The following is a 26,238-nucleotide window of genomic DNA, read 5'->3' as shown; positions in this document are numbered from 1 at the left end:
GGAAACGGGTATGACAACGGCTCAATTGAGATGCCTGACGGCATTCATGGCAGCGATGGTGATGATGGGGTGCCAATCGTCTGGAACACCCGCAGGGGAGCGGGAGGGCTATTTCTCATGGGTGGATGAGCAGGGGCGTGTTCAGTACACCCGCATTCCGGACGCAGAAGCCAGGCCGACATCTTCGCAGGCGGAGGGCGCCCGGCGCCCCGCCGAGCGGGAGGAACCAGCGCTTGAGCCGGATGAAGAATACACCCTCGACAGCTATCCCGATGGCGATGAACTCAACAAAGCCGGCAATCTTCGGCCGGGTCAGCGACAACCCTATTTCACCTGGCGGGATGCCGACGGCAATGTGCGTGTCAGCTATTTTACGCCCGACACCCGTAGCGACGTTGAGAAGGGCCTGATTGCCGCCCCAGTGGAACTGAGCCCGGCCAGCGTTTATCACCCGAGTGAAGGCCGCTATGCCGAACCGGTGGAGGGTTACGATCCCGATGCCTTTGCCATACTGGGCATCGAGCAGGAGCCTGAAAGTGAGTTTGATGCATTCAGTCGCCAGTGTTGTGACAGCTTGACATCCCGCTCCAGCCAGACCTGGCAGGGCGGGCGTGAGTTTGCTGTCCGGCTTGAAGCGTCGTCACCGGAGCATGATTTTGACACCGGCCGATCTCCGTTCCAGTTGATCGCCCTGCCAGCGCGGTCCTCTGTAGAGGCCTTTGTCGCCCGAATACGTAGTTATCACCACAACGGTCTTGTTATTCCAAGCCTGGCGTTTCTTGACGAGGATTTGCGCCCAATCCGGTTGGTGACCGATCTGGTCATGGATTACTCACCTGAGACCTGGCGCAAACGAGGATATCTGGAAGCCTGGGTGCCGGTATTCCCGGGCCAGGGCGAGCGTTGGCTGCTGCTTTATACCCGTGAGCAGGATTTGCAGGCTCAAACCGTTGTTGAGACCCGACAGGGTCCGAAGGCGATACCGCACGTCCGGTTTGGGGAGTTCGGTATCGCCACCTTCGAAGATTAACCGCTCAGTCTTCGGGTTTCGACCGGTCCAGCCATTGTTGTGACAACCAATAGAAGCTGCCCTGGCCGGCGGGGTGGGTGCAGTTGTAGCGGAAGCGCCGGCTTTGCCCGGCTTTGGGAGCCTGAACCCGGACGACGCCGTCAACCACGTCGAAGTCGATCCGGCCCTGGCCGGTGGCAAAGCAGGTGAGCCGGTTGGCATCCAGTTTGTCGCCCAGTGGGAAGGTCAGTAGGGGCGGGTTTTTATCCAGAATACCGTCTGGCAGGTCTTTGGCGGGGGCGGGGAAGCCTTTGCTCAATAGCTTGTCTTTCAGGCTACCAAGCTGGCCGTATGGGTTGGCCATGGGGAACCTGGGCAGGCGTGTCTCGTGTGACCAACGGCCAATGGCACCGGATTGCTGCCCGTAGCCGTACCAGCCTCGCTCCGCTAGTTTGGCTTCCAGGGCTTCGTCATACTCGCCGTAAGGATAGGCAAACATCGGCTCTTCAACGTTCAGTCTTTCCTTGAGAACCTTCTGGGCAACATCCAGGCTGCGGGTTACCCGTTCTATCCACACGGCTTCGGGTTCATCGATCTTGCGTGCCAGGTGCCCATGGTCTGTGCTGTGGTTGGCAATGGTTACGCTTTCATGGCTACCCAGTTCCCTGAGTTCGTCCCACGTCATGTAGCCCCTTGAGCCGATGGCATCAGTATTCACGAAAATCGTATAGGGCATATCGAAACGTTCGAGAAGGGGAGCCGCTGCGCTATAGACGGATTCATAGGCATCGTCAAACGTGATGGCAATCTGCTGGCGGCTATCCAGATCGCCGGCCAATGCCTGCCGGGTACCTTCCAGAAGCGGCACCACCTCCAGTTCCAGGTCTGCGATCATCTGCAGCTGGGCTTCAAACAGTGACCGGGAGGTACTGGTTGATGCCGGCGTACTGTCGTCCACGTGATGGTATTGCAGAACCACCAGATCCGCTTTTGCGCTGGCGCCCGCCATGGAGAGGGCGGTGATCATCATAAGGAACGTAAACCATTTGATCATGATCGTCGTCTGTCCTGAATATCGGTTAAATGGATTATGCGTAGTGTGCTTTCAAGACCGAAAAGGCCTCATTAAGTTTCTGGACTGCTTCGGTATTGCCGCCCCGGTCGGGGTGAGCCTGCATCACCAGCTTGCGAAACCGCTGTTTGATCGGGGAGAAGTGTTCAGGCAGTTCGGTAAAACCGAGTGTTCCGGCGGCCTCTGATACCGCCGGCAGGTCTGGCCGTGTGCGGCACTGCCCACGCCAGAAGTTATCCATCATCTGGTGGATGGTTGCTTCGGGCATATGATACTGGGACAGATCCAGATAGAACGCCCTGAGTTTGTCTTCTTCCCCCGGCAATCCATCACCAGCAACGGTTTGCTGTTGGGTAATGGTCAGGCGCAACGGTGAAATCAGCAGCGACTCCCCACCGGGAGCCAGTTGGTCCCGCAGTCGGTAGAGTACGTGAAAGAGCAGAAAATGCACCGGGTAGAGCTGATCCGGTTCGTGGTAATTGACGCTGCCAATCAGCGCCCAGGGTTCTGCCTGAAGCGCCTTGATCAGCTCCAGCTCACTTAATCCGCCTGGCCCCACCTGGCGTAGCTCATGCTCTACCGCCACCAGCAAGTGCTCAGTGTGTTGCTCCAGCCATCGCAGTTCTGAGCTGGCGACAGTGGTATCCGGTTCTGTTGCGGTCACGTCTGGGGAAGTCATCATGACTCCATGGTATGCGACTCAGCCCTGGCTTGAAAGCTCGGCCATGGCGGGTAGCCCGCCCAGGAACAGCTCGGTGGAGAAACGGGCCGCCTTCTCGGCCTCCTGCTGAGCAAGCTCCGGCTCTTGATGTGCGCGCCTGGCCACCACTGTACTGATGTCATAGGCAACACCGAAGAAAGCTGCGCACAGGTACTCCGGGTCGAGATCCGGCAGCAGGCCCCTGGTGATGGCGTCACGCACGTCTTCTTCCAGTGATAACATGGCCAGGCCAAGAATGTCTGAGCCGAAAAGATCCCGCAAGGCGCGTTGGTTCTGGTGTGCCAGTTCATAGATCGCCGGGTCTCTGGCGGTGGCGGAATAGAGTGCCAGGTAGGCGTAGTAGATAAAGTCGCGGGTTGAGCTGGCGGACCGGCGGTAGCGGCTCATATCTTCATTAAGGTGACTCAGGAAATCCGTCAGAAGTGCGGCAAAGATGTCCTGTTTGCTGGAGAAGTAATTGTAGAAGGTACCCGCCGCCAGGCCGGTTCTGCGGACCATGTCACGGATGGTGGAGTTATCGTAGCCATTTTCGCGAAAGCATTCCCTGGCCGCGACCAGTATGGCATTGCGGTTGCGGATCCGGTTCATTGCCCGTTTTCCGCCAACGTCGTCGCTCAATTTCAACATATCCATGTTGCTATCCTGTCCCTGATACTTTGTGACGCGTATAATTGCCCGCTCACTTATCCTGTGAACGTGCGAGAGTATGTCCCAAGCAATGACCGCCAATCCCGAACTGACCGCTGTTTCTGAGCAGGATCGTCGCCAGAAACTGGAACTGAACAAACTGCAGAAACGCCTGCGCCGGGAAGTCGGGCAGGCCATTGCCGATTTTTCGATGATCGAAGCCGGCGACAAGGTCATGTGCTGCCTGTCAGGTGGCAAGGATTCCTACGCCATGCTGGATATCCTGCTGAACCTTCAGAAAAGCGCGCCGGTCGACTTCGAACTGATTGCTGTGAACCTTGACCAGAAACAACCGGGTTTTCCCGAGCATGTGCTCCCGGAATACCTGAAGTCGCTTGGTATCGAGTATCACATCATCGAAAAAGATACCTACAGTATTGTTAAGGAAAAAGTTCCTGAAGGGAAGACCACTTGCGGACTGTGTTCACGCTTGCGCCGGGGAATTCTCTATAATTTTGCGGAAGAGCACGGTGTCACCAAGATTGCGTTGGGCCATCACCGGGACGATATGCTCGAAACCCTGTTCCTGAACATGTTTTACGGGGGCAAACTCAAGTCCATGCCGCCGGTCTTGCACAGTGATGACGGCCGCAATACCGTGATTCGTCCGCTGGCCTATGCCCGCGAGAAAGACATTGCCCGATACGCCTCACTGCGAGAATACCCCATTATTCCGTGTAACCTGTGCGGCTCCCAGGAGAACCTTCAGCGCCAGGTGATCAAGGACATGTTCCAGACCTGGGACAAGCAGCATCCGGGCCGCCTGGAAACCATGTTTCGGGCTTTGTGCAATGTGGAGCCTTCACACCTGGCTGATCCGAATCTATACGATTTCAAGGAAGGCAAACGGTTGGGGGGCAAGCGCCAGGCGGTGCAGCCAGCCAGCCCTGAGCCGGACTACGGCCGCCTGGATGTGCTGAATCTCTGAGGGTCGGCTCAGTGCATCAAGGCCTGGAACGGAAGCGTCCATAATCCGAACAGGATGAGCAGCGCTCCACTGATTCTGCGGAACCCCCGGTTGCCCTGAAGGTTGCGAATCCAGTTGGCGGCGTAACCGGTGGCCAGCATAGATGGCAGGGTGCCAAGACCGAAGAACAGCATGGTCAGAGCGGCAGCGCCAATCGTGGGTTGCAGGGCTGCCCAGCCCAGGGTGCTATAAACAAGACCACAGGGTAACCAGCCCCAAAGCGCACCCAGGGCCAAGGCCTGGCCGGGATTGTTGACGGGAATAAAGCGGCGGGTCAGCGGGGCCAAGCGTTTCCACACCGGGGCCCCTACTTTCTCAACAAAGCGGATTCCCTGCCACCACTGGCCCATCGACAGCCCCATAAAGATCAGTAGCAGCCCTGCCAGGGTCATCAACAACAGGGCTGCCCAGCGCCACTGGCCCGCGGCGCTGGTACTGAAAATGGCAATCAAGGCGGCAATCAGCGCGTAGCTTCCAACCCGGCCCAGATTGAAGGCCAGCAACATCATGGTCTGGCGCAGCCTGAACCCTTTGCCCACCGGCAGGGTCATCGACAGCGAGGCACTGATCCCACCGCACATCCCCAGACAATGGGTGCTCCCCAGCAGCCCGATCAGAAACGCACTGGAGTAACTTAGGTAGAGTTCAGGATGCATTCAGGCTTTGTCTTCCGGGTCGCTCTGTTTCGAAGAAGGCTCGGGGTCGTTTTCGTCTGGGCGGACTTTATCCTGACGAGCTTCGTCAGGAATCATGTCTTTGTCGTCGTCATAGAGAATCCGGTGCGCAGGGCCTTCCAGATCATCGTATTGGCCGTTCTTCACCGCCCAGGAAAACAGCACGACCCCCAGTGCCACCAGAACCAGCATCAGGGGGACCAGGAACATGACTATCTGCACGATGCGCTCCTAAACGATAAGTAGATGATTACGGTATCAAGCCGTAGCATGAGAGCCAACTGTATCAGGTTCCTGGCCGGACCTCTTTGAGGATGTGCCAAGCCGCAAGGCATTAAGCACGACCAAAAGAGAGCTGGCCGACATACCGATGGCCGCCATCCATGGGGTGACCAGGCCTGCTGCTGCGAGGGGCAGGGCGGCGACGTTGTAGGCAAGCGCCCAGAGCATGTTCTGCCGAATGATCCTGCGGGTCTGCTGGCTTGCCTTGATGGCCTGGAGCAGTTGCATCAGCTGACCATTCATCAGCACCGCATCGGCTTTTAGCTGGGTCAGGTCGGCGGCGGTGCCCATGGCGACCGAGATACCCGCACCGGCCATGGAGGGGAGGTCGTTCAGGCCATCGCCCACCATCATTACCTTGTGACCTTCATCGCGAAGCTGATCGAGCACCGCCAACTTCTGTTCCGGTGAGGCTTCGCCAATCGCCGTTTTTATACCCAGTGTCTCAGCAACCTGCTGGACATGGGCCGATCGATCACCACTGAGGAGCAGGGACCGTATTCCGGCTTGATTGAGTGCCTTGATGGCTTGCCCGGCATCTTCGCGGATTTGATCATCCAGTTGGAAGCTGGCAAGCCATTGATCGGCGGTAGCGAGCCAGATTTCCATGCCAGAAGCAATGTCCGCATGGGGGGGCGGAGCGGAAGTGTGTTGCTCAACGAACGCCTTGTGACCGATAAACACGGGCTTGCCATTAAAAGTACCAGACAAACCTCCGCCCAGATGGTTGTTCACATTCTCCACGGCCACCGATGCACATTCGTGAAAAACTCTGGCGATCGGATGTTCGGAGTGTTTTTCCAGGCCGGCTGCCAGTTTCTGACAGCTGGCTTGGTCCATGTCACCGAAGGTCTGGCTACCAGTCAGGGTCAGCTCGCCACGAGTCAAGGTGCCGGTTTTATCGAACACCACGGTGTCGATGCTGTACAGGGATTCCAGTGTGTGGCCTTTGGTCGGCAGGAAGCCGAGTTTTCGCAAACGCATGGTGGCTGAGGTGAGTGCCGTTGGTGTTGCGAGAGAGAGGGCGCAGGGGCAGGTAACCACCAGCACGGACAAGGCGATGTCGAAGGCGTTGCCGGCGCCGGCGAGAACCCAGCCGCCCCAGACAAGGGGCGTCAGTATCAGTACCTGGCGAATAAACTTGCCAGCGATGCGATCTGCCAGGCGCGCCACCGGAGGCTTCTCCGACTGAACCCGGTCCAGTATCCGCAGGATTCCGGAAAGCCGGGTTTCCGCACCGGCTTTGACCACCCGGATATCCAGCGGATTCTCGCCGTTGATGCTACCGGCATGAACGGTATCGCCGGGCCCCCGGGATTCAGGCAGGTATTCGCCGGTCAGGGCGGCTTCGTTGAGGGTAGATTCACCAGACACAATCTCTCCGTCCACCGGCAGTGTCTCGCCCGGGCGTACACGGATAATATCACCAGCTTTGACTTCGTGGGCCGGCACCAGATCTGTCTCGCCATCCCGTACCATGGCGGCGACGGTTGGCTGAAATCCCGCCAGGGCACCGCCTGTCAGGCCCGCGCGGTAGCGGGCCTGGACTTCCACGTAGCGCCCCAGCAGAAGGAAAAAGGTAAACATGCATACGGATTCGAAATACACCTCTTCGCCACCGAACACAGTGACCCAGGCACTGGCCACATAGGCGAGGCCGATAGCAATGGCCACGGGCACATCCATGGTCAGATGGCGGGTGGTCAGGTCGCGCCAGGCGTTCTCGAAAAACGGTCGCGCACTGTACAGCAACACTGGCGTTGCCACGATCAGGCTGAACCACCGAAAGAAGCTGACGTATTCCGGAGATAACTCACTGATCAGCTCAAAATAGAGCGGGAACGCCAGCATCATGGTCTGGAACGAACCGGCGCCGGCAACTAACAGCCGGATGAGCATGGTGCGGTGCTCGGCTTTCAGGGTCTGCTCGGCTTCGTCGGCCTGGTAGGGGCGAGCGGTATAGCCAAGCTGGTGGATGGCAATCAGCAGATCGCTGAGGCGAGTGTGATCCTGTGCCCACACCAGGCGCGCTCTCTGGGTACTGTGATTAATCGAGAAAGCCTGAACGCCGGGGTGTTGTTTGAGGTGGTTCTCCAGCAACCAGATACAGGCCGCGCAGGTGATGCCGCTGATCAGCAGGTTCGCTTCCTGCCCGCCTTTTACCGGGACAACGAAGGATTTCTGGACCAGCGGATGGTCCAGCTCCTTCAGGCGATCGGTTTCTGAACGGGTCAGCTCCCGCGGGGTGACGGCGGGTTCTGTTCGAAACTGATAGAAGCCTGTGAGCCCTTCGTTATGAATGGTTTCGCACACAGCCTTGCAACCCTGGCAACAGAAGGGTCGGGTTTCGCCGTCAAGTTCCAGGGTTATCGGCGGGTGGCCGTCCGCTGGCTCACCGCAATGGAAGCACTTCAGGGCACTCACCCCTGGGTAGGACTGGTCGCTTTCAGGGCGATTTTGTCGGACGCTGGCAGCCAGAATTCGCCTTTTACACGCCAGTCGTTGTCTGGGCCCTGCAGGTCGTAGTACCAGCGGCCGTCCATATCTTCGATCAAGTTACCGGTGTACTCTCCGGCGGCCATTCGACGAAACTGGATGGTGCGATCTCGCTCCGACATGGTCGGGTGGTAAAGGTTGAGAACCAGATACGGGTAGTCTGCTGCGCCTTCTTTGGTTTCCAGCGTCAGGCGTGCAGAGCGTTCGTCAACGGTCAGTCCGCCTTTCAGACCCAGATCCAGGGCTTTCTGGTCCCGTGCGATGGCCATATTGATGCCGCGCCCTTCACGGGAGTAGTCATCTGTCACCATGGAAGGAGAAAGAATGCTACCCACCGTCAGTATGGTGATACCGGAAATAATTGCAGCGATCGGAAATATCGTCAAAAACCAGAACCAGGGTTGGCGATACCAGGGTGCCACGGGGGTGTTGTCAGTCATTACGCTATCAACTCTTGTCAGTGTATCGGGTCTGCGGCTTGCGATATTCTATCGCGGCCTTGGACCAACAAAACGGCTTTCAGTTTCCAGAATAAGTGATGGATCTGTTTCGGACTCCGCATAGAAACGGATGGTGTTATTGGTGTCCGGGATAGATTCTGGCGGAACATCCACGACAGTCGGCAGCGAGCGGATTTCAGCGCTGGCAACTGTGACGTTGGTTGTTGTCAGAATCCGGATGCCCTCAAGCCCCTCAACCGACAGGTTGAAGGTCTGGGGAACCTCCGACATGTTCTGGATTTTTATCGTGTACGAGTTCTCAACGTGACCTTCGCCGTTGAAGCTGAAAAGCGCGCCACGGTCACGCAGTACGTCCATTTTGGCCGGTACCCGCGTGACCAGAGTGAAAATGATCGCTCCGATCATCAGGGTCAGAACCGCACCGTAGCCAAAGGTCCTTGGCCGAAGAAGCTTGGAGGTTTTGCCTTCCAGCTCGTTCTCGGTGGTGTATCGGATAAGCCCTTTGGGGTAATCCATTTTTTCCATCACTTCATCGCAGGCGTCAATACACAGCGCGCAGCCAATGCATTCATACTGCAAGCCATCGCGGATATCGATACCTGTGGGGCATACCTGCACGCACTGGCCGCAGTCAATGCAGTCACCCAGGCCGACGTCTGCGGGATTGACGCTTTTCTTGCGGCCACCGCGGGGCTCACCCCGGTTTGGGTCATAGGAGACAATCCGGGTGTTCGGGTCGAACATGACAGACTGGAAACGGGCATAGGGGCACATGTACAGGCACACCTGCTCGCGCATCCAGCCTGCGTTCAGGTAGGTGGCGACAGTGAAGAAGGCTACCCAGAAATAGGCCCAGCCATTGGCCTGAAGGGTGAACAGATCAACGATCAGTTCCCGGATCGGGTAGAAATAACCTACAAAGGTAAGGCCCGTTGCCAGAGCGACAAACAGCCACAAGCTGTGTTTGATGGTTTTCTTGGTGACCTTTTCCGTTGAGTTGGGGGCTTTGTCGAGCTTCATGCGCTTGTTGCGGCTACCCTCAACTTTCTCCTCGATCCACATGAAGATGAAGGTCCAGACGGTCTGGGGGCAGGTATAGCCGCACCAGACCCGGCCAAACAGGGTGGTAATGAAGAACAGGCCAAAGGCACAGATAATCAGCATGCCCGAGAGCAGGAAAAAGTCTTTGGGGAAGAAGGTTACGCCATACAGGTGGAATTCCCGTGCCGGCAGATCGAAGTGAATCAGCGGCTGGCCATTGAGGGTTAGCCACACAAATAGAAAGTACATGCCCATGAGCAGCGTCAGGCTGACGTTGCGGATCTTCTGGAACGTGCCTTTCACTTCCTTGACGTAAATCTTCTTACGGCTGGCGTAGAGATCGACGGTTTCCGGCTTGTTGTTTTTATTGGGAGGCTCGGAGGAAGGGTCTACCTGGGTGACCGGAATTTCATTGCTCATGGGTATCTCCCGAAAGGTGTCGTGCTGGGAGCGGGCCTCGAGGGTCAGCTGATCTTCTCAAGCCTGCACCCGCGAGGCAGGTGCAGGGTTGAGAAGACCGGGCCGGGGAATGCCCGGCCGGTCTGGCTCAGTTTGACAGGCTGTAAACGTAGGCTGCCAGGATCTGGATCTGATCGTCGGTCAGACGGCCTTCCTGAGCTGGCATCTCGTTCTGGCGACCGTGTTCGACGGTCTCCCGGATCCACTCGTAGGTAGAGCCGTACAGCCAGATGTTGTCGGTCAGGTTAGGTGCCCCCATGGCGGTCATGCCGGTTCCATCGGCGCCGTGACAAGCCGCACAGGCTTGCTGGTAAACAGCTTCACCCGCTTTTGCAGCCTCGGCATCCCGCTCACGACCACTGTAGCTGAGTACAAAATTAACCACCTGATCAACCTGCTGGCTGGTCATGTTGGGCATGACACCCTTGGCCGGCATGTTGCCCTGACGACCTTTGGCAATGCTGTGCCAGATCTGGTCAGGCTCACCGCCCCACAGCCAGTCGTCGTCGGTCAGGTTGGGGAAGCCCACCTGGCCGCGAGCGGCAGTACCGTGGCACACCGAACAGTTGTTGGCATACAAACGCTGGCCAATTTTCATGGCATCTTCGTTCTGCGCCAGCTCCGGGATCGGGGTGTCGCCAAACTGGGCGTAGATTTCACCGTACCTGGCATCGGCTTTGGCTACTTCCGCCTCCCACTGGTTGGCAGAGGTCCAACCCAGAATGCCCTTGAAGTTACCCAGGCCCGGATAGAGAGCCAGGTATCCCAGTGCAAACACACAGGTTGCGATGAACAGGTAAAACCACCACTTTGGCAGCGGGTTGTCGTATTCCTCGATGCCATCGAAGGAATGGCCCATTGTGCGGTCGGTTTCGGTATCGGTCGTCTGGCTTTTGCGGGTGGCCCAAAGCAGCCACCAGCAGCCGAAGATGGTACCGAGCACGATCACGCTGATCCAGATGCTCCAGAAGGTACTCATTGTTTCTTCTCCGTTTTTTCCTGTTCGAGCGTACGCTTGGCTACTTCATCGTCATCATCGGAGAAGGGCAGCTTTGAGGCTTCTTCATTTGCCTTCTTTCGGTGGGCGCTGAACGCCCACCAAATGATGCCGAGAAAAATCGCCATGATTACCAGCGAGTGTATGCCGCGTAACTCATTAATATCCATGGGATCACCGTTTGTCTGAAATCACAGTACCCAGCTGTTGCAGGTATGCGACCAGTGCTTCGATTTCGAACTTGCCTTCGATGTCTGAGGCAGCACTTGCTACCTGCTCGTCGGTATAAGGCACGCCGAGGGTCTGCAGTGTTCTCATTCGAGCTTCGATGGTGGTGTGCTTCACACGGTTATCAAACAGCCAGGGGAAAGCCGGCATGTTGGACTCAGGCACCACGCTGCGCGGATCGTACAGATGCTGGCGCTGCCAGGCATCGGAGTAACGGCCACCCACGCGGGCAAGGTCAGGACCAGTGCGCTTGGAACCCCACAGGAACGGGCGGTCATAAACAAACTCGCCCGCCACGGAGTAGTGGCCATAACGCTCGGTTTCAGCCCGGAACGGGCGAATCTGCTGGGTATGGCACACGTGGCAGCCTTCGCGGATATAGATGTCCCGGCCTTCCAGTTCCAATGCGGACAGCGGTTCCAGACCATCTACTGGCTGGTTCACATCCTTCTGGAAGAACAGGGGCACTACTTCGGCCAGAAAGCCGCCGCTGATGACCACCACAATCAGGACGATCATCAGGCCAAGGTTCTTTTCTACTATTTCGTGTCTCATCTGGTCTCTCCCCTTACGCCGCTTGAACGGCAGCGTTGTCCTGTGCTGCGGCTTCTTTCTGGCGTACGGTCATGTACACGTTGTAAGCCATGATCAGCATGCCGGCCAGGAAGATGGCGCCACCAATAAACCGGACGAAATAGCCGGGGTAGGACGCTTCCAGAGATTCAACGAAGCTGTAGGTCAGAGTGCCGTCTTCGTTAACTGCGCGCCACATCAGGCCCTGCATGATGCCGTTAACCCACATGGCAACGATGTACAGGACGGTACCAACAGTAGCCAGCCAGAAGTGAACGTTGATCAGTGCGGTGCTGTACATGGCTTGCACGCCCCAGAGTTTCGGAACCAGGTGATAGACGGCGCCGATACTGATCATGGCTACCCAGCCGAGGGCACCGGAGTGCACGTGGCCGATGGTCCAGTCAGTGTTGTGGGACAGTGCGTTAACGGTCTTGATGGACATCATCGGGCCTTCGAAGGTGGACATGCCATAGAAGGACAGGGAGACCACCAGGAACCGCAGGATTGGATCGGTGCGCAGTTTGTGCCAGGCGCCAGACAGGGTCATCATGCCATTGATCATGCCGCCCCAGGACGGAGCCAGCAGGATCAGGGACATCACCATGCCCGCAGTCTGTGCCCAGTCAGGCAGGGCAGAGTAGTGCAGGTGGTGGCCGCCGGCCCACACATAGGTGGTGATCAGCGCCCAGAAGTGCACGATCGACAAGCGGTAGGAATAAACCGGACGGTTCGCCTGCTTGGGTACGAAATAGTACATCATGCCCAGGAAGCCGGCGGTCAGGAAGAAGCCAACGGCGTTGTGGCCGTACCACCATTGCATCATGGCGTCAGTGACACCCGCGTACGCCGAGTAGGATTTCCAGGCGGTAGCTGGCAGGGCCATGTTGTTACCGATGTGCAGAACTGCCACGGTAATGATGAATGCGCCGTAGAACCAGTTGGCCACATAGATGTGCGGTGTGCTGCGCTTCATCACGGTGCCGAAGAACACCAGAGCGTAGGTTACCCACACGATGGCAATGGCGATATCAATCGGCCATTCCAGCTCTGCGTATTCCTTGGAAGACGTGATGCCCAGTGGCAAGGTAATGGCGGCCGATACAATGATCGCCTGCCAGCCCCAGAATGTGAACGCTGCCATACCATCGGAGAACAGGCGGGCCTGACAGGTCCGCTGTACTACGTAGTAAGAGGTAGCAAACAGGGCACTTCCACCAAAGCCGAAGATGACGGCGTTGGTGTGCAGCGGCCGCAGGCGACCGAAGTGAGTCCAGGGCAGATCGAGGTTGAGGGATGGCCAAACCAGCTGTGCTGCAATCAGCACACCCAGAGCCATGCCTACAATACCCCATACCACTGTCATGATGGCGAATTGTCTCACCACCTTGTAGTTGTATGTCAGGTTTGCATTTACTGTGCTCATAGCCTTACCAATGGGTTTAGGATGGGGAAATATGCGGGCGCAAGTATGGAGAAACCATTAGGCCTTTGCAATGATTCAGGTCAACTCCTGACATTCGTCAAATCCGCTGGAATCAGCAGTTTGGCCAACAGTTTGCAAGGCTTGAACCGCGTTACAAAAGCGCCTTGAAGGTTTCCGCTCGGTCGCTAATGATACCCGCTGACAGCGAGGAGTTGAATGTTGTGAACCGGATTAAGACCAAAGGTTACGGTAAAGGGGCCAAAAGTGTCATGTTGCTGGCCCATGGGGCCGGCGCGCCCATGGACTCTCCTTTCATGGAGCAACTATCTGACGCTTTGGATCGGCAGGGGATTGCAACGGTCAGGTTTGAGTTTCCGTATATGGTTCGGCGGCGGGAAGACGGCCGCAAGCGGCCACCGGACCGAATGCCTGTGTTGCTGGATTCATTCCGGGCCGAAGTGGCACGGGTGCGAGATGAGGTGAGTGAGGACTGCCTGATGCTGGTTGGAGGCAAGTCGATGGGTGGTCGGGTGGCCTCAATGTTGGCCAGTGAACATGCTCCGGGTATTGCTGGGGTTATCTGCTATGGCTACCCTTTCCATCCCCCGGGCAAGCCAGATCGGTGGCGTATTGATCATTTTTCGACCGTTGGCTGCCCGATGATGATTGTACAAGGAACCCGGGACCCTTTCGGCAAGCTGGAGGAGGTAGCGGCCCAGGGTGAGATGCCGGGGCTTTCCCGGCTGTGCTGGTTGGATGGCGGAAACCATGACTTTCAGACACCGGCAAAGCATCCCGGCAGCCAGGCAACCCTTATCGAGCAGGCGGCTGGCGAAACCGGCCGATTTGTTCAGGAGTTGCTGGCGGGCTCGGAGCTGTGTTGAGCAAGGGTAATTGCGTCCCGGCCGGCGGCTTTGGAGGCATAGAGGGCTTCATCGGCGCGTCGGAACAGGCTGTCTGGCTGCTCTTCGACGCCCAGTTCCGCGATGCCTGCGCTAACGGTGAGGCTGACGGCTGTACCATCGGGAGCGGTAATGCGAGAGTCCCGCACCGCCTCAAGAATATCCTGGCACAACTTGGAAGCGCCGGTGGCGTCTGTACCGGGTAGCAGCAGGGCAAATTCCTCACCACCAAAACGGACCGCGACATCCCGTGGTCGCTTGATCTGGTTCTTCAGGCAGGTCGCGATGTGCCTGAGGCATTGGTCACCGAAATCGTGGCCCCAGCTGTCGTTAATCCGCTTGAAATGATCGGCATCAACCAGCGCCAGCGACAATGGCTGGCCGGTTCGACGGGCTTCACGGCAGAGTTCCGGTAACAGGTTATCCATATGCCGGCGGTTGTGTAGTCCGGTCAGGGCATCGTTCAGGCTGAGGGACGCCAGTTTCCGGTTCGCCTGCTCAAGTTCCCGCATGGTATTGCGCAGTTGTGCGGTGCGCTCGTGAACCTTGAACTCCAGCTCTGTGCGTGCTTGGTGCTCAATATCCAGCAACTTCTGATTCAGCAGGCGCCAGCGTTGCACCATGGCATAGTTCAGCAGGATAACCTGCCCCCCGACAGCCGCTTGCATCATGACCTCGCGGGCCAGGTAGTCGCCCAGGTAGCCGAAGGCCGCCAGGGCATAGGCCAGGGCACCGACCACCATGATCATCCAGGCAGCGATGTACCAGAAGGCGGGCAGGTAACCCTGGCGCCAGCGGATAGTCGCAATGACCGACAACGCGGCAATCACCATCAGCGCATGGGCTGTGTTGAGCAGGATGGCTTTGGAGTAGGGTAGCAGGAAGGTCAGGGCCAGGAAGCCCACAGCAGACCAGACCAACCCCCGGAGCACGGATTCTGAAATCGTGCCGGCGCTGACATCAAGAAATGACCAGCCAAACAGTGCCATGGCGGCTGAGCAGATGACCAGGGTGAGCGGGATCGACAGGTTCGCCAGCTGTGCACTCTCGGGCCAGAAATACTGATTCGCGAAGCCGCCCATGGCAAACAGAAACATCGCCATGGAGCTGATATAGAAAGCGTTATAGAAGTAGTACCGGGTGCCGGAGCTGAAGAATAGCAGCAGGTTAAAGGCGGCCAGAATCAGCAGCGCCCCGTAAAACAGGCCGTGGATCAAGGTCAGGTGATTGCTTTCTGCAATGACCTCTTCCGGTGTCATCAGGGCCAGGGGCACATTCAGCGCCCCGCTGCTGTGAACCCGGATGGTAATGGTGCGCCGTTCGGACGGATCCAGCGTGACCGGTAACAGGTAATAACGGTAATCTATGCCCCGGGTGGCAAACGGCAGGGAATCACCTGTGGTCAGTGGCGGCGCCGCCTCGGTGACGACATCCGGGCTGCCCGGCTGGTGGCGGTATTGCCAGAAGGTGATTTCGTCCAGCAGCGGGTAATTAAGTTTCAGATACCAGAGCGCCCGGTTGGCGCCCGGGTTGTGGACGGTCAGTGGTATCCAGTAGACGGCGTCTGTATGGCTGAACACCAGGTCGTGGCCATTGGCGGGTGTCCAGGGCATATCCACCGGCAGTTCTGATGCGCTCTGAGCGGCGTGGGCTGGCTCGCCGGGGCGGGCGGAATGGAAACACAAGTGATGATTAATTGCGCTCCGGGCTTCGGGGTTGGTTGCCTGTAGGGTCGGGCATGGTTCCGCCGCCATGCTGTAACCGGGCATAATGCCGGCAAAGGCCAGCAGGCCAAGCATCAGCAGGGCGCAGAATCGAGGCGTCATCAACGAAATCCCGTGTCGAATGAAGGCGGAAGTGTAGCCAGCGTAAACAAATCCTGCTGTTAAACAGGTTCAAGTTTCTTGTTTGTCGGGGTGTCAGATTCCTGACAATTTTGAATGAAAAGGTGATAGATGCAACAGGTTATGCTGGTGTGCCGCCCGGGATTCGAAGCCGAGGCGGGCCAGGAAGTGACGGATCAGGCAGCCCTTAAAGGCGTGTTTGGTTATTTTCAGCCGGTCAGGAACAGCGGGTTGGTCCGGTTTACCATTGGCAGTGAGGAAAGCCCGGAGGAACTGATGGGCCGCCTGCCGTTGGACGAACTGGTATTTGTTCGGGACTGGTTCGTTATCCTGGGCGATTGTGCGTTGCCAGTACAGGATCGGGTTGGGGCCGTGGTCGGTTTTCTGCGAGATCAGGATTGGAAGGGGAGTGGCTGTGCCCGGGTAGAGGTGCGTTTACCGGAGAACAACGAGGACCGGGACCTGGGTAACTTTTCCCGAAAATGGGTGGCGCCGTTATCCAAGGGCCTGCGGGGCGCGGGATTGCTTCAGGAAACGGCGGATGCAAAGACTAGAAAACGGCTGGAAATACTGCTGGCAGACTTTGGTATGGCTGTGATTGGGTACAGCCTCGCTGGTAACCGGTCGCCGTTCCCTGGGGGCGTGCCGCGGCTCAGATTACCCGCCTCGGCCCCCAGCCGCTCCGCGCTCAAACTCGAGGAAGCCTGGAAAGTATTTCTGCCGGAGGATCGCTGGCTCGACTACCTGGGTGGTGGCAGGAAAGCCGTCGATCTGGGAGCCGCGCCCGGCGGTTGGACCTGGCAACTGGTGAACCAGGGTATGATGGTGACGGCTGTTGATAATGGCCCGATGAATCCGGATTTGATGGCCAGTGGGCATGTTGAGCACATTGAGGCGGATGGTTATGCCTGGCGCCCGAAGCGGGCGGTCGACTGGATGGTTTGCGACATAGTCGATAAGCCGCGCCGCACCGCCCGGATGGCAGTGGACTGGCTGGCAGACAGGCTTTGCCGTTACACGGTATTCAACCTGAAGTTACCGATGAAGAAGCGCTACGACGAATGGCTGGTATGCCAGGACATCCTGGTGCGTGGTCTTGAGGAGGCGGGCCTGACTTGCCGTGTACGGGCCCGCCACCTTTATCATGATCGAGAGGAAATCACCTGTTTTATCGAGCGCCTGGACTAAGCCGGAGTGGCTCAGGGCATAGGGCTTTGCTCAAGAACTGTGATGATTTCATCGCGGTCCATCATGGGCACCAGTTCTGCCATCAGCTCGCGCCGCTCCCGGGAGTGGTACCAGCGATCCCAGTCAGCTTCAGAGCGCCAGTTGGCAAGGGTGATACGGTGGTTCGGGTCATGGCTGTCGACCAGCGTCTCACCTGAAATAAAACCGGGTGTACTAACGGCCTGCTGCAGTACCAAACGTGAACGCTCCTCGTAGGCGGTTTCCAGAGACTCTGCGATGTGTCGTTCAATCAAAACCCGAATCATGCAATTGGTCCTTTATTTTCGTTGCTGTAAACAATAATTTAGCACCGGATTCTGAAAATCACGAGAACTGGAGGTGGCTGTTGTGACAACCCTGGAGTTTCAAGCCGAGCTGGACGCTCGAGGGCTGTTGTGCCCGGAACCGGTAATGATGCTGCACACCCGGATCAACGATGTTGGCGTGGGGGAAGTGTTGCGCGTTGTAGCGACCGATCCTTCAACAACCCGGGATATACCCCGTTTTTGCCAGTTCCTGAGCCATGAGCTGCTGAGCCAACAGGAACTGGAAGGGGAATTCCATTTCCTGATTCGCCGTTGTGAGAGCTGAGCACACCGCTCAGCTCTCCCGGGCCACCTTGCCAAGATGGTCAAGGAACTGCCTACGGTTCATTTCCCCGAGCACCCGTGCTTCCTGTAGCTCTTCGCCGTTGGTTCGATAGAACAGAATGGCCGGCGGACCAAATAGCCCGAGTTCATTCAGCAGGGCCTGTTGGTCACGGGTGTTGTCGGTCATGTCGATTTGCAACAGGGTGTAGGGTGCTAACGCCTGGATCACGTCCTGGTCGCTGAACACGTTCCGCTCCATGATTTTGCACGACACGCACCAATCCGCGTAGAAGTCGAGCACAACAGGTTGCTGGTTGGCGCGGGCATCGGCCAGCATTGCGCGAATCTGTTGCGGATCTTCGACCCGCTGGAAGTCTGCATGGCTGGCGCCGCCGCCCTGAACCTGGCCGGCAGATGCGGTAAACGGTGCCAGCGGCCGCAGCGGATCATTGGCGCCGCTGAACGCCCCTGCCAGGAGCGCCAGGCCATAGGCGAACATTACCAGGCCCAGGCCCTTGCGTGTGCGTTCCCAGCCAGCCCTGGCCGCATCAAAAGCCCCCAACTGAACGCCTGTGATGGCCACCAGTAGCCCCCACATGGTCAGGCCTGCCCAGGCTGGTACCATCCGCTCGATAAGCCAGATGGCAACGGCAAGCAGCATCACGCCGTAAAAATGTTTGACGGTCGTCATCCAGTGGCCTGAGGTAGGCAGCAGCTTGCGTCCGCCGACGGCCACAAGAATCAGTGGCACACCCATGCCAAGCCCAAGTGCAAGCAGGGCAACGCCGCCTATGACGGCGTCCTGTGTGGTTGAAATGTAAAGCAGGCTACCGGCCAGAGGCGCAGAGACACAGGGCGAGACAATCAGTGCCGACAATGAACCAATGCCGAAGATACTGATCACCCGGGTGCCGGTCAGCTTCTGGCTGGCATCGTTCAGCGGCTCGCGGATAAACCTGGGTAGCTGAATCTCAAACAGGTCAAACATCGCCAGGGCAAACACCACAAACAGTGCCGCAAAAACACCGAGTACGAGGGGCGACTGGAGCTGTGCCTGCAGGTTGAAACTGGCGCCCAGCAGGCCGGTAATCACCCCAGCGGCGGCGTAGGTAAGCGCCATGCCCAGCACGTAGCTGCCGGAAAGAAGGAGAGCATGGCCTGTCGTGCGGGTGTTGTGGCCTGAGACCATAGTGGAAATAATCGGCACCATGGGCAACACGCACGGGGTGAAGGTCAGCCCCAGCCCCAGCAGGAAGAATACCCCAGCGATCATCCAGATCGACTGGCTGGACAGGAATCCGGCCAGGCCGGTTGCCGAAGAAGTGTTATCTGTCGTGTTGAATGCTCCGCTGCTGGAGACGCTGCCTGAAGCGGGTGAGGAACGACTGCCCTGGCTATCACCTTTACCCGGATAGTACAGAACGTCCCGCGTCTGCGGCGGATAACACAGACCCGCCTTTGCGCAGCCCTGGTAGGTCACTTGCAGTTCCGCTTCCTGTATACCCTCGGGAAGGATGACCGGCACCCGGGCCTCGACCGGATCGAAGAACACCATCATCTCGCCGAAGTATTCGTCTTCGGTCAGGGTGCCGGGCAGGGAGAACTCGGGCTCGCCAATGCTGACGCCTTCAGTGACCGGAGTAATCTGTATACGGCTTTTGTAGAGATAGTGTTCCGGGGCAATATTCCAGGACAGGACAACGCTGTCGCCTTCCGTGCTGTGGTTGAAGGGCAGCGCCTCGTCTACGGGCAGGAAGCCGTTGTTGCCGCCACCAAACAGGGAGCTTCCTGAGTTGCCAAAGGCCAGGGCGGAGGCCGGAAGCAGGGTAAACAGCAGTGCCAGCAAGGCCCCGAGCTGGGAGACCGGGCGGCGCAATCGTTGATGGGAGTCTGGAATAGCTGTCATGAATTCTTCGTTATCCTGGGTGTTTCCAATGGGGGGCGGTATTGCGGCTCGTCGCCTTGCTGCCAGTGACATCATTGCCATGGCAAAGTTCCCTCTGGTATTGCTTGTATTAAAGTCGCACAATAGCCAACCGATGAATCACAATCCAGACGATCTTATCATGCTGTTCAACGACCTGTTCCGGGAATCCTTCCGGACCATTCTGGTCAGGGGCAGTGACGAACCGGAGTACCTGCCTGCCAGCGAGCCAGACGGACTTGCCCGGGTAGTGTTTGCCCACGGTTTTTTTGCCAGTGCCCTCCACGAGATTGCCCATTGGTGTATAGCCGGTGAGCATCGGCGCACATTGCACGATTACGGATATTGGTATTGTCCGGATGGTCGCAGCCTGGAACAACAGCAGGCGTTTGAGCAGGTGGAGGTCAAGCCTCAGGCCGTTGAATGGCTGTTTTCCCTGGCGGCCGGCTCTCGCTTTCATATCAGCGTTGATAACCTTGCCGGCAGCGGCGCGGCCAATGAGCAAGGCTTCCGCCAGAATGTGCGCCTGCAGGCCTCCCAATATCTGGCTCATGGCCTGCCATCAAGGGCTCAGCAATTTTTCGATACACTCAAGTCTTTCTACGGGACTGCCGACAGGGTCCAGCATCACTGGAACCAGGACAGGCGCCGTTTGGCGCCCATGGCAACCGAACACGACCAATCAAGGATAACAGAACCTCTATGACAGCTGACCTAAAACCTACCGGCGATTTACGCTTCAGCGATCTTAACCTGGACAAGCGTCTGCTGGATGCCATCAGTAAAATCGGATTTGAATACTGCACGCCCATTCAGGCCGAAACCCTGCCCTGGACCCTGGCTTGCGAAGACCTGATCGGCCAGGCCCAGACCGGTACCGGTAAAACGGCAGCCTTCCTGATTACGGCGATACAGACTCTGCTGGAAACACCGGTGGATGAAAAAGACCGGTTTGCCTCTGAGCCCAGAGTGCTTGCCCTGGCTCCAACCCGTGAATTGGCGATGCAGATTGCCAAGGACGCAGAGCAGCTGTGCCAGTACACCGGCCACAATGTGGTTACCGTGGTGGGCGGTATGAACTACGACAAGCAACGCGAGCAGTTGCAGAACGAGATTGTCGACATTCTGGTGGCAACCCCGGGCCGGTTGATCGACTTTTTGGGCTCCCAGGACGTGTTTCTGGACCAGATCGACATCCTGATCCTGGATGAAGCAGACCGCATGCTGGATATGGGCTTCATCCCTGACGTCAAACGAATTATCCGCAAGTGCACCAGCAAAGAAGATCGCCAAACCCTGCTGTTCAGCGCCACCTTCAACCAGGACGTTCTGAACCTGGCGTCCATGTGGACCCAAAACGCAGAGTTTGTTGAGATCGAGCCGGAGCAGAAAACCGCCGAACGGGTAGAGCAGACCGTGTATCTGGTGTCTGACGACGACAAACTGCCGGTGCTGGTGAACTACCTCAAACGTCCGGAAGTTGAGAAGGCCATTGTGTTTGCCAATCGTCGTGACCAGTGCCGGGATCTTGAGGAGGATCTGAAGAATCAGGGCGTGAAGGTGTCCCTGATGTCTGGTGAGATCGCCCAGAACAAACGGTTGAAAACCCTGGACCAGTTCAAAAAGGGGCAGATCCAGGTGCTGGTGGCTACCGATGTGGCAGGCCGGGGCATTCACGTGAATGGCGTTACCCACGTGTTCAACTACAACCTGCCTGAGAACGCCGAGGATTACGTACACCGGATTGGTCGTACCGGGCGCGCAGGCAAGACCGGTGTTTCCGTCAGCTTTGCCGGGGAAGACGACTCTTTTGCCTTACCGGAGATCGAGAAGTACATCAGCCAGAAGCTGAAAACCGCGGTGCCAGACGAAGACTTGATGGCCACCATGGATAACCCGCCGATCACGCGCAAGCGCGGTGGTCGCCGCCCCCAGAGCGGCCGCGGGCCGGCAGGGCGTGGCGGTTCGCGGCCCCGGCGCAACTGAGTCGCGTTGGTACAGGGCGATTTAGGGTGATGGAGACCAGGTTATGCTGATCGTTGCGGACGAGAACATTCCTTTACTGGACGCGTTCTTCGGTGATATTGGAGAAATACGCCGGGTTACAGGGCGAACACTGAGTCGTGAGCAGGTGCAGGATGCGGATATCCTGCTGGTTCGTTCGGTGACCCGTGTTAACCGGGAGTTGCTTGAAGGCAGCCGGGTTCGTTTTGTGGGTACTGCGACCATTGGCACAGACCATATTGACCTGGAGTGGTTGCAGGCGAGGGGTATCGGCTTTGCCGCCGCCCCCGGATGCAACGCCACCAGTGTGGCCGAATACGTGTTGTCGGTGGTATCGCTGTTTGCTGAGCGACGGGGGCTGGACGATTGGACATCCCTGACGGTTGGTATCGTTGGCGTTGGTAATGTCGGTGGTCAGCTGGCTCAATGCCTGGAGCGCCTTGGTTTTGAGGTGCGCCTGTGTGACCCGCCGAGGCAGGAACGGGAACCCGGTGCTGAGCTGCCCTTTGTCAGTCTGGCTGAGGCGCTGGAGTGTGACGTGGTTACCCTGCATACGCCATTAACCCGCCATCAGCCCCACGCCACCTGGCACATGGTGTCTGACCCGGAGCTGGCGTTGATCGGCGCCGATCAACTGCTGATCAACGGTGGTAGGGGAGAAGTTGTTGATTCCGAGGCCTTGATGCGCAGACTGGAACAGGCTGATGCACCGCTGGTGGCCCTGGATGTCTGGGAGCATGAGCCTGGGATACGTCCCGATCTTGTGGACAAGGTATGGCTCGCGACGCCCCATATTGCCGGGTACAGCCTGGAAGGCAAGATGCAGGGCACGGAAATGGTTTATCGGGCGCTGTGTCAGTTCCTGGGCCTGCCCATACGCAAGAAAGCAGGCCAGTTTTTACCTGAACCAGCGGTCAGCAAAGTCTCGTTTACCAGTTCCGCCGAGGAAGATGAGGCCATTCGTACGGCACTGCGGGTCTGTTATGACCCAAGGCGGGATGACGCCAGGCTGAGACTGGCCATGCGGGGAAATCCGGAGCAACGGGCTGTGGCGTTTGACCGCCTGCGCCGGGACTATCCGGTGCGCCGGGAGTGCTCCAGCCTGAAGATTCAGCTCAAAGGGACCAGTAAATCGCTCCAGGATGGTTTCCGTGCGCTGGGCTGCAAACTCAAGATCTGATCAACATTACCTGATTGCACAGGCAAAGGGGGGCGCCGATAGCGCCCCCCCTTTTGTTTTCTGTCAAACCCTGGCGTTCTGCAGAGCTGCGATGCGATCTTCCAGTGGTGGGTGGGTCATGAACAAGGCTGCGAGGCCGGCCCGGGCGCCGCGATTAATGCCGAAGGCCTGGAGGGTATCGGGCATTTGATCCGGCACTTCACTTTCCTGCTTCAGGCGAGCCAGAGCGCTGATCATCGCTCCGGTACCGGCAAGCTGAGCCCCTGCAATATCGGCCCGGAACTCCCGGCGGCGGGAGAACCAGAACACAATGGTGCTGGCCAGTATGCCAAGGACAATCTCGGCCGCGATGCTGACCACGAAAAAGCCAATGCCATGGCCATTCTCGTTCTTGAACACCACCCGGTCAACGAAGGAGCCGATGACCCGGGACGCGAAAATCACAAAGGTGTTCACCACACCCTGAATCAGCGCAAGCGTGACCATATCACCATTGGCCACATGACCAATTTCATGGCCCAGTACGGCCCGGATTTCATCCTTGTTGAAGCGGTGCAGCAGCCCTTCGCTGACGGCTACCAGCGAGTCATTCTTGTTCCAGCCGGTGGCAAAAGCATTGGACTGGGAGGCGGGGAAAACAGCCACCTCGGGCATGCCAATGCCCGCTTTCTTTGACAGCTCTGCCACGGTGTCCACCAGCCAGCGCTCGGCCGGGGTTCTGGGCGAGTCGATAACCCGGGCCTTGGTACTCCACTTGGCCATGGGTTTGGAGATCAGCAGTGAGACGATGGCACCCGCAAAGCCGAATACGGCAGCAAACGCCAGGAGCGAGCCGTAATTGATGCCCTGTTGGGCCAGGTAGCTGTCAACGCCCAGCAGGCGCAAGGTAAAACTTGCGACCAGGATGACCGCCAGGTTGGTGGCCAGAAACAACAAAATCCGCATAGTCTATTCCCGTGTTAACGATCCCTGAAACTGGTTGCCTGTCTGACCGATATATGTGGTCCGGGTTCACTCCTTCAAGAGCCTTACCTGGATTTAATGCACGCTCCCCGCGCCGGTATCAATGAAGAAGGACGACTGAACGGCCAGGCTGATTCGGCTGGAACTGCCACTCTTGAGGGCCGATCTCAGCAGGTGGATATAGGTTGATAGATCCTTTTGTACGGAGGGAGGCAGTTCCGCTTCAGTGCTGGAGGCATTAAGCTCCCGTATCAACGCCTGGGGCGCCGGGGCACTGAGGCGCACAAACGCCTCGCGGGTCAGAACGGCCTGGTCCAGGGCTTCCTGCCGAATGGTGTCGACGTAGCGCAACAGGCCTTCCTCTGAAAGCCACAGGAGCGCTCCAAAGCAGGCCATGTGCCGTTTACTGTGCAGCCCGAATTCATCCGGCTCGTCTGGCCCGGCGATGTCTTCCACGAACAGGTTGATCCTTCTCGGGAACGCAGCATAAAGCTGGATCAGCGCAATAGCGACGTCCTTGTAGAACTCCTCGACATGTATGTCGGCCATATCAGCTCCGGTTACTGGCGGTAATGCTCCAGGAAATTGCCCAGGCGGCCCATGGCGTCTGCCAGGGTATCTTCCCGGGGCAGGAAAACGACGCGCAGATGCTGTTTGTCATCAATGTTGAAGGCGGAGCCCTGAACCAGCAGGATTTTCTCCTGCAGCAGCAAGTCGAGCACCAGCTTTTCATCGTTGACCACCGGGAAGTGCTTCGGGTCCAGTCTCGGGAACAGGTACAGGGCACCCTGGGGTTTGACACAGCTGACGCCGGGAATGTCGTTGAGCATGCGCCAGGCGGTTTCCCTCTGTTCATAAAGCCGGCCGCCGGGTGCCACCAGGTCGTTGATGGACTGATAGCCACCCAGAGACGTCTGGATGGCCAGCTGTGCCGGAACGTTGGCACACAGGCGCATGTTGGAAAGCATCTCGATGCCTTCGATCAGGTCTCGGGCGCGATGTTTGGCACCACTGATAATCATCCAGCCAGAGCGGTAGCCGGCGGCCCGGTAGTTCTTCGACAGCCCGTTGTAGGTGAAGAACAGCACGTCGTCGGCCAGGGAGGCAACGGAGGTGTGCTGGGTGCCGTCATACAGGATCTTGTCGTAGATCTCGTCTGACAGGATGATCAGGTTGTGCTGCCTGGCCAGTTCGATGACCTGCTGCAACAACTCTTCCGAATACACCGCACCGGTGGGGTTGTTGGGGTTGATCAGCACAATGGCCCGGGTACGGCGGGTGATCTTTTTCTTGATGTCATCGATGTCCGGGAACCAGCCCTGTTGCTCATCGCACCGGTAGTGCACCGGCTTGCCGCTGGAGAGGGTCACGGCGGCGGTCCAGAGCGGGTAATCCGGCGCTGGAATCAGCACTTCATCGCCCGTATTCAGCAGTGCCTGCATGGACATGACGATCAGCTCACTGACGCCGTTGCCCAGGAAAATGTCGTCGATGTCGACCTTGGCGATACCCCGTTGCTGGCAGTAATGCATCACGGCTTTTCGGGCAGAGAACAGACCCTTGGACTCCACGTATCCCTGGGCCTGGTGCATGTTGTAGATAACGTCTTGCTGGATCTCTTCCGGTACATCCAGCTCGAACGCCGCCGGGTTGCCAATGTTCAGCTTGAGAACCCGATGGCCCTCTTCTTCAAGGCGACGCGCCTCACGCAGAACCACGCCACGAATTTCATAGCACACATTGTCGAGCTTGGCGGATTTGAAATAGTTCTGCATGGGTCGCTGGCGTCCTTAACAAACAGTCTGAAAGAGGTTCCGGTAAACGGAAGCATCCTATTCTAGCGGAGGGGAGCCCCGGGGCAACAGGGGCAAATGTGTTGAATTGTGGCCAAATACGGATAGTTTGCGGCGGTTTTTGAAAGTGAACTCTGGATTACTGGCCCGTTAAGCCTTTTCAGAGTGTGGCTTTGCCAAATTATATTGTGCACAATGTAATTTCACGAAAATCCTCGACAGGAGTAAACGTATGTCTGGCGTATCCATTTACGATTTCAGTGTTCGTGACATTAAGGGCAATGAAGCCTCCATGGCGGATTACAAGGGAAAGGTCTTGCTGATTGTAAACACCGCGTCAAAGTGTGGCTTCACACCTCAATTTGAGGGCTTGCAAGCGCTGCATGAGGAACTCGGTGACCGCGGATTCGAGGTATTGGGCTTTCCCTGTAACCAGTTCATGAATCAGGATCCGGCAAACGAGGATGCCATCAGTCAGTTCTGCTCCCTGAACTATGGTGTCAGCTTTCCGATGTTTGCCAAGGTTGACGTGAACGGGGATGGCGCACATCCGCTGTTCCAGTTTTTGAAGAGGGAAGCCAGGGGCCTGATGGGGTCGGAGAAGGTGAAGTGGAACTTTACCAAGTTTCTGGTCAACCGCGACGGACAGGTTATCCGCCGTTACGCACCCACAGCGAAACCCGCTGACATTCGTGCTGATATCGAGAAGCTGCTCTGA

27 protein-coding genes are annotated in these 26,238 nt (G+C 57.7%); 9 read left to right on the top strand and 18 right to left on the bottom strand.

Annotation, left to right across the window (positions count from 1 at the left end; genetic code table 11):
* Positions 1–10 precede the first annotated feature (10 nt).
* Entirely contained in the window at positions 11–1,030 is a 1,020-nt protein-coding gene (locus ACZ5Q2_RS15315) for a MalM family protein (RefSeq protein WP_058089517.1), read from the top strand.
* Positions 1,031–1,034: 4 nt separating this feature from the next.
* On the opposite strand, the gene ACZ5Q2_RS15310 is transcribed toward ACZ5Q2_RS15315, so the two are convergent.
* From ACZ5Q2_RS15310 to ACZ5Q2_RS15300, 3 genes are read right to left on the bottom strand one after another with little or no spacing between them, the layout of a single operon-like run.
* On the bottom strand, positions 1,035–2,063 hold the full coding sequence (locus tag ACZ5Q2_RS15310; protein WP_058089518.1) for a polysaccharide deacetylase family protein: 1,029 nt from the start codon (positions 2,061–2,063) through the stop codon (positions 1,035–1,037).
* A gap of 34 nt (positions 2,064–2,097) precedes the next feature.
* Positions 2,098–2,760 (bottom strand): DNA-J related domain-containing protein, encoded by a 663-nt coding sequence (locus tag ACZ5Q2_RS15305; protein ID WP_058089519.1) that lies wholly within the window; start codon positions 2,758–2,760, stop codon positions 2,098–2,100.
* A 21-nt stretch (positions 2,761–2,781) separates the two neighbouring features.
* A complete protein-coding gene (locus ACZ5Q2_RS15300; RefSeq protein WP_058089520.1) occupies positions 2,782–3,435 on the bottom strand; it encodes a TetR/AcrR family transcriptional regulator in 654 nt (217 codons plus the stop codon).
* A gap of 73 nt (positions 3,436–3,508) precedes the next feature.
* On the opposite strand from ACZ5Q2_RS15300, the gene ttcA reads away from it, so the two are divergent.
* Entirely contained in the window at positions 3,509–4,417 is a 909-nt protein-coding gene (gene ttcA, locus ACZ5Q2_RS15295; RefSeq protein WP_058089521.1) for a tRNA 2-thiocytidine(32) synthetase TtcA, read from the top strand.
* An 8-nt stretch (positions 4,418–4,425) separates the two neighbouring features.
* Here ttcA and ACZ5Q2_RS15290 read toward each other — a convergent pair whose 3' ends face one another.
* The 9 genes from ACZ5Q2_RS15290 to ccoN all read right to left on the bottom strand — a co-directional run bounded on the left by ACZ5Q2_RS15290 (position 4,426) and on the right by ccoN (position 13,093).
* The gene (locus ACZ5Q2_RS15290) at positions 4,426–5,112 is read right to left on the bottom strand and encodes a sulfite exporter TauE/SafE family protein (protein WP_058089522.1); all 687 of its coding nucleotides are present in this window, start codon (positions 5,110–5,112) and stop codon (positions 4,426–4,428) included.
* Positions 5,113–5,340, bottom strand: coding sequence for a cbb3-type cytochrome oxidase assembly protein CcoS (gene ccoS / locus ACZ5Q2_RS15285; protein WP_227510076.1), 228 nt, complete (start codon positions 5,338–5,340; stop codon positions 5,113–5,115). It abuts the gene before it with no gap.
* A 48-nt stretch (positions 5,341–5,388) separates the two neighbouring features.
* The gene (locus ACZ5Q2_RS15280) at positions 5,389–7,836 is read right to left on the bottom strand and encodes a heavy metal translocating P-type ATPase (protein WP_058089524.1); all 2,448 of its coding nucleotides are present in this window, start codon (positions 7,834–7,836) and stop codon (positions 5,389–5,391) included.
* Positions 7,833–8,348, bottom strand: coding sequence for a FixH family protein (locus ACZ5Q2_RS15275; RefSeq protein ID WP_058089525.1), 516 nt, complete (start codon positions 8,346–8,348; stop codon positions 7,833–7,835). Before ACZ5Q2_RS15275 ends, ACZ5Q2_RS15280 begins: the two co-directional genes overlap by 4 nt.
* A gap of 48 nt (positions 8,349–8,396) precedes the next feature.
* The gene (gene ccoG / locus ACZ5Q2_RS15270) at positions 8,397–9,830 is read right to left on the bottom strand and encodes a cytochrome c oxidase accessory protein CcoG (protein ID WP_058089526.1); all 1,434 of its coding nucleotides are present in this window, start codon (positions 9,828–9,830) and stop codon (positions 8,397–8,399) included.
* 127 nt (positions 9,831–9,957) lie between these two features.
* A complete protein-coding gene (gene ccoP, locus ACZ5Q2_RS15265; protein WP_058089527.1) occupies positions 9,958–10,848 on the bottom strand; it encodes a cytochrome-c oxidase, cbb3-type subunit III in 891 nt (296 codons plus the stop codon).
* A complete protein-coding gene (locus tag ACZ5Q2_RS15260) occupies positions 10,845–11,036 on the bottom strand; it encodes a CcoQ/FixQ family Cbb3-type cytochrome c oxidase assembly chaperone (protein WP_058089528.1) in 192 nt (63 codons plus the stop codon). The genes ccoP and ACZ5Q2_RS15260 overlap by 4 nt, the downstream gene beginning before the upstream one ends.
* A gap of 4 nt (positions 11,037–11,040) precedes the next feature.
* On the bottom strand, positions 11,041–11,649 hold the full coding sequence (ccoO, locus tag ACZ5Q2_RS15255; protein ID WP_058089529.1) for a cytochrome-c oxidase, cbb3-type subunit II: 609 nt from the start codon (positions 11,647–11,649) through the stop codon (positions 11,041–11,043).
* Positions 11,650–11,662: 13 nt separating this feature from the next.
* Complete coding sequence (gene ccoN, locus ACZ5Q2_RS15250; protein WP_058089530.1) at positions 11,663–13,093, bottom strand: cytochrome-c oxidase, cbb3-type subunit I; 1,431 nt, start codon at positions 13,091–13,093, stop codon at positions 11,663–11,665.
* Positions 13,094–13,314: 221 nt separating this feature from the next.
* Here ccoN and ACZ5Q2_RS15245 point away from each other — a divergent pair, with 221 nt between their 5' ends.
* Positions 13,315–13,977, top strand: a complete 663-nt coding sequence (locus ACZ5Q2_RS15245; protein ID WP_227510065.1) for an alpha/beta family hydrolase — start codon at positions 13,315–13,317, stop codon at positions 13,975–13,977.
* On the opposite strand, the gene ACZ5Q2_RS15240 is transcribed toward ACZ5Q2_RS15245, so the two are convergent.
* Entirely contained in the window at positions 13,944–15,821 is a 1,878-nt protein-coding gene (locus ACZ5Q2_RS15240; RefSeq protein ID WP_432209933.1) for a sensor domain-containing diguanylate cyclase, read from the bottom strand. The two genes, ACZ5Q2_RS15245 and ACZ5Q2_RS15240, sit on opposite strands and share 34 nt — an antisense overlap.
* Positions 15,822–15,950: 129 nt before the next feature.
* Between ACZ5Q2_RS15240 and rlmM the strand changes: the two genes are divergently transcribed.
* Positions 15,951–17,027 carry a 23S rRNA (cytidine(2498)-2'-O)-methyltransferase RlmM gene (rlmM, locus tag ACZ5Q2_RS15235; RefSeq protein ID WP_058089531.1) on the top strand — a complete coding sequence of 359 codons (1,077 nt, stop codon included), beginning with the start codon at positions 15,951–15,953 and terminating at the stop codon, positions 17,025–17,027.
* A gap of 11 nt (positions 17,028–17,038) precedes the next feature.
* Here rlmM and ACZ5Q2_RS15230 read toward each other — a convergent pair whose 3' ends face one another.
* Complete coding sequence (locus ACZ5Q2_RS15230; RefSeq protein ID WP_058089532.1) at positions 17,039–17,332, bottom strand: antibiotic biosynthesis monooxygenase family protein; 294 nt, start codon at positions 17,330–17,332, stop codon at positions 17,039–17,041.
* Positions 17,333–17,477: 145 nt separating this feature from the next.
* Between ACZ5Q2_RS15230 and ACZ5Q2_RS15225 the strand changes: the two genes are divergently transcribed.
* Positions 17,478–17,657: a sulfurtransferase TusA family protein gene (locus tag ACZ5Q2_RS15225; protein WP_412537669.1), complete on the top strand. Its 180-nt coding sequence runs from the start codon at positions 17,478–17,480 to the stop codon at positions 17,655–17,657.
* 9 nt (positions 17,658–17,666) lie between these two features.
* Here ACZ5Q2_RS15225 and dsbD read toward each other — a convergent pair whose 3' ends face one another.
* On the bottom strand, positions 17,667–19,562 hold the full coding sequence (dsbD, locus tag ACZ5Q2_RS15220; protein WP_058089534.1) for a protein-disulfide reductase DsbD: 1,896 nt from the start codon (positions 19,560–19,562) through the stop codon (positions 17,667–17,669).
* Here dsbD and ACZ5Q2_RS15215 point away from each other — a divergent pair.
* Genes ACZ5Q2_RS15215 through pdxB form a run of 3 tightly spaced genes read left to right on the top strand, consistent with a single transcriptional unit; the run spans position 19,561 to position 22,764 of the window.
* On the top strand, positions 19,561–20,286 hold the full coding sequence (locus ACZ5Q2_RS15215; RefSeq protein ID WP_374787047.1) for an elongation factor P hydroxylase: 726 nt from the start codon (positions 19,561–19,563) through the stop codon (positions 20,284–20,286). The two genes, dsbD and ACZ5Q2_RS15215, sit on opposite strands and share 2 nt — an antisense overlap.
* Positions 20,283–21,566: an ATP-dependent RNA helicase RhlB gene (gene rhlB, locus ACZ5Q2_RS15210; protein ID WP_061330980.1), complete on the top strand. Its 1,284-nt coding sequence runs from the start codon at positions 20,283–20,285 to the stop codon at positions 21,564–21,566. Before ACZ5Q2_RS15215 ends, rhlB begins: the two co-directional genes overlap by 4 nt.
* Positions 21,567–21,609: 43 nt before the next feature.
* Positions 21,610–22,764 (top strand): 4-phosphoerythronate dehydrogenase PdxB, encoded by a 1,155-nt coding sequence (pdxB, locus tag ACZ5Q2_RS15205; protein WP_061330981.1) that lies wholly within the window; start codon positions 21,610–21,612, stop codon positions 22,762–22,764.
* Positions 22,765–22,827: 63 nt separating this feature from the next.
* Here pdxB and htpX read toward each other — a convergent pair whose 3' ends face one another.
* The 3 genes from htpX to ACZ5Q2_RS15190 all read right to left on the bottom strand — a co-directional run bounded on the left by htpX (position 22,828) and on the right by ACZ5Q2_RS15190 (position 25,502).
* Positions 22,828–23,709: a protease HtpX gene (gene htpX / locus ACZ5Q2_RS15200; RefSeq protein ID WP_061330982.1), complete on the bottom strand. Its 882-nt coding sequence runs from the start codon at positions 23,707–23,709 to the stop codon at positions 22,828–22,830.
* A 93-nt stretch (positions 23,710–23,802) separates the two neighbouring features.
* A complete protein-coding gene (locus ACZ5Q2_RS15195) occupies positions 23,803–24,276 on the bottom strand; it encodes a hypothetical protein (protein ID WP_061330983.1) in 474 nt (157 codons plus the stop codon).
* An 11-nt stretch (positions 24,277–24,287) separates the two neighbouring features.
* A complete protein-coding gene (locus ACZ5Q2_RS15190) occupies positions 24,288–25,502 on the bottom strand; it encodes a pyridoxal phosphate-dependent aminotransferase (RefSeq protein ID WP_061330984.1) in 1,215 nt (404 codons plus the stop codon).
* Between the two features lie 250 nt (positions 25,503–25,752).
* Between ACZ5Q2_RS15190 and ACZ5Q2_RS15185 the strand changes: the two genes are divergently transcribed.
* A complete protein-coding gene (locus ACZ5Q2_RS15185) occupies positions 25,753–26,238 on the top strand; it encodes a glutathione peroxidase (protein ID WP_061330985.1) in 486 nt (161 codons plus the stop codon).

The sequence above is a fragment of the Marinobacter alkaliphilus genome (assembly GCF_055394375.1).
This window is presented reverse-complemented; position numbering and strand designations above follow the sequence as displayed.

Bases quoted from the DNA above. Each gene is read 5' to 3' on its own strand.
- ACZ5Q2_RS15315 (WP_058089517.1), top strand. From the start codon at position 11: ATGACAACGGCTCAATTGAGATGCCTGACGGCATTCATGGCAGCGATG.
- ACZ5Q2_RS15310 (WP_058089518.1), bottom strand. From the start codon at position 2,063: ATGATCAAATGGTTTACGTTCCTTATGATGATCACCGCCCTCTCCATG.
- ACZ5Q2_RS15305 (WP_058089519.1), bottom strand. From the start codon at position 2,760: ATGACTTCCCCAGACGTGACCGCAACAGAACCGGATACCACTGTCGCC.
- ACZ5Q2_RS15300 (WP_058089520.1), bottom strand. From the start codon at position 3,435: ATGGATATGTTGAAATTGAGCGACGACGTTGGCGGAAAACGGGCAATG.
- ttcA (WP_058089521.1), top strand. From the start codon at position 3,509: ATGTCCCAAGCAATGACCGCCAATCCCGAACTGACCGCTGTTTCTGAG.
- ACZ5Q2_RS15290 (WP_058089522.1), bottom strand. From the start codon at position 5,112: ATGCATCCTGAACTCTACCTAAGTTACTCCAGTGCGTTTCTGATCGGG.
- ccoS (WP_227510076.1), bottom strand. From the start codon at position 5,340: ATGTTCCTGGTCCCCCTGATGCTGGTTCTGGTGGCACTGGGGGTCGTG.
- ACZ5Q2_RS15275 (WP_058089525.1), bottom strand. From the start codon at position 8,348: ATGACTGACAACACCCCCGTGGCACCCTGGTATCGCCAACCCTGGTTC.
- ccoG (WP_058089526.1), bottom strand. From the start codon at position 9,830: ATGAGCAATGAAATTCCGGTCACCCAGGTAGACCCTTCCTCCGAGCCT.
- ccoP (WP_058089527.1), bottom strand. From the start codon at position 10,848: ATGAGTACCTTCTGGAGCATCTGGATCAGCGTGATCGTGCTCGGTACC.
- ACZ5Q2_RS15260 (WP_058089528.1), bottom strand. From the start codon at position 11,036: ATGGATATTAATGAGTTACGCGGCATACACTCGCTGGTAATCATGGCG.
- ccoO (WP_058089529.1), bottom strand. From the start codon at position 11,649: ATGAGACACGAAATAGTAGAAAAGAACCTTGGCCTGATGATCGTCCTG.
- ccoN (WP_058089530.1), bottom strand. From the start codon at position 13,093: ATGAGCACAGTAAATGCAAACCTGACATACAACTACAAGGTGGTGAGA.
- ACZ5Q2_RS15240 (WP_432209933.1), bottom strand. From the start codon at position 15,821: ATGACGCCTCGATTCTGCGCCCTGCTGATGCTTGGCCTGCTGGCCTTT.
- rlmM (WP_058089531.1), top strand. From the start codon at position 15,951: ATGCAACAGGTTATGCTGGTGTGCCGCCCGGGATTCGAAGCCGAGGCG.
- ACZ5Q2_RS15230 (WP_058089532.1), bottom strand. From the start codon at position 17,332: ATGATTCGGGTTTTGATTGAACGACACATCGCAGAGTCTCTGGAAACC.
- ACZ5Q2_RS15225 (WP_412537669.1), top strand. From the start codon at position 17,478: ATGATGCTGCACACCCGGATCAACGATGTTGGCGTGGGGGAAGTGTTG.
- ACZ5Q2_RS15215 (WP_374787047.1), top strand. From the start codon at position 19,561: ATGAATTCTTCGTTATCCTGGGTGTTTCCAATGGGGGGCGGTATTGCG.
- dsbD (WP_058089534.1), bottom strand. From the start codon at position 19,562: ATGACAGCTATTCCAGACTCCCATCAACGATTGCGCCGCCCGGTCTCC.
- rhlB (WP_061330980.1), top strand. From the start codon at position 20,283: ATGACAGCTGACCTAAAACCTACCGGCGATTTACGCTTCAGCGATCTT.
- pdxB (WP_061330981.1), top strand. From the start codon at position 21,610: ATGCTGATCGTTGCGGACGAGAACATTCCTTTACTGGACGCGTTCTTC.
- htpX (WP_061330982.1), bottom strand. From the start codon at position 23,709: ATGCGGATTTTGTTGTTTCTGGCCACCAACCTGGCGGTCATCCTGGTC.
- ACZ5Q2_RS15195 (WP_061330983.1), bottom strand. From the start codon at position 24,276: ATGGCCGACATACATGTCGAGGAGTTCTACAAGGACGTCGCTATTGCG.
- ACZ5Q2_RS15190 (WP_061330984.1), bottom strand. From the start codon at position 25,502: ATGCAGAACTATTTCAAATCCGCCAAGCTCGACAATGTGTGCTATGAA.
- ACZ5Q2_RS15185 (WP_061330985.1), top strand. From the start codon at position 25,753: ATGTCTGGCGTATCCATTTACGATTTCAGTGTTCGTGACATTAAGGGC.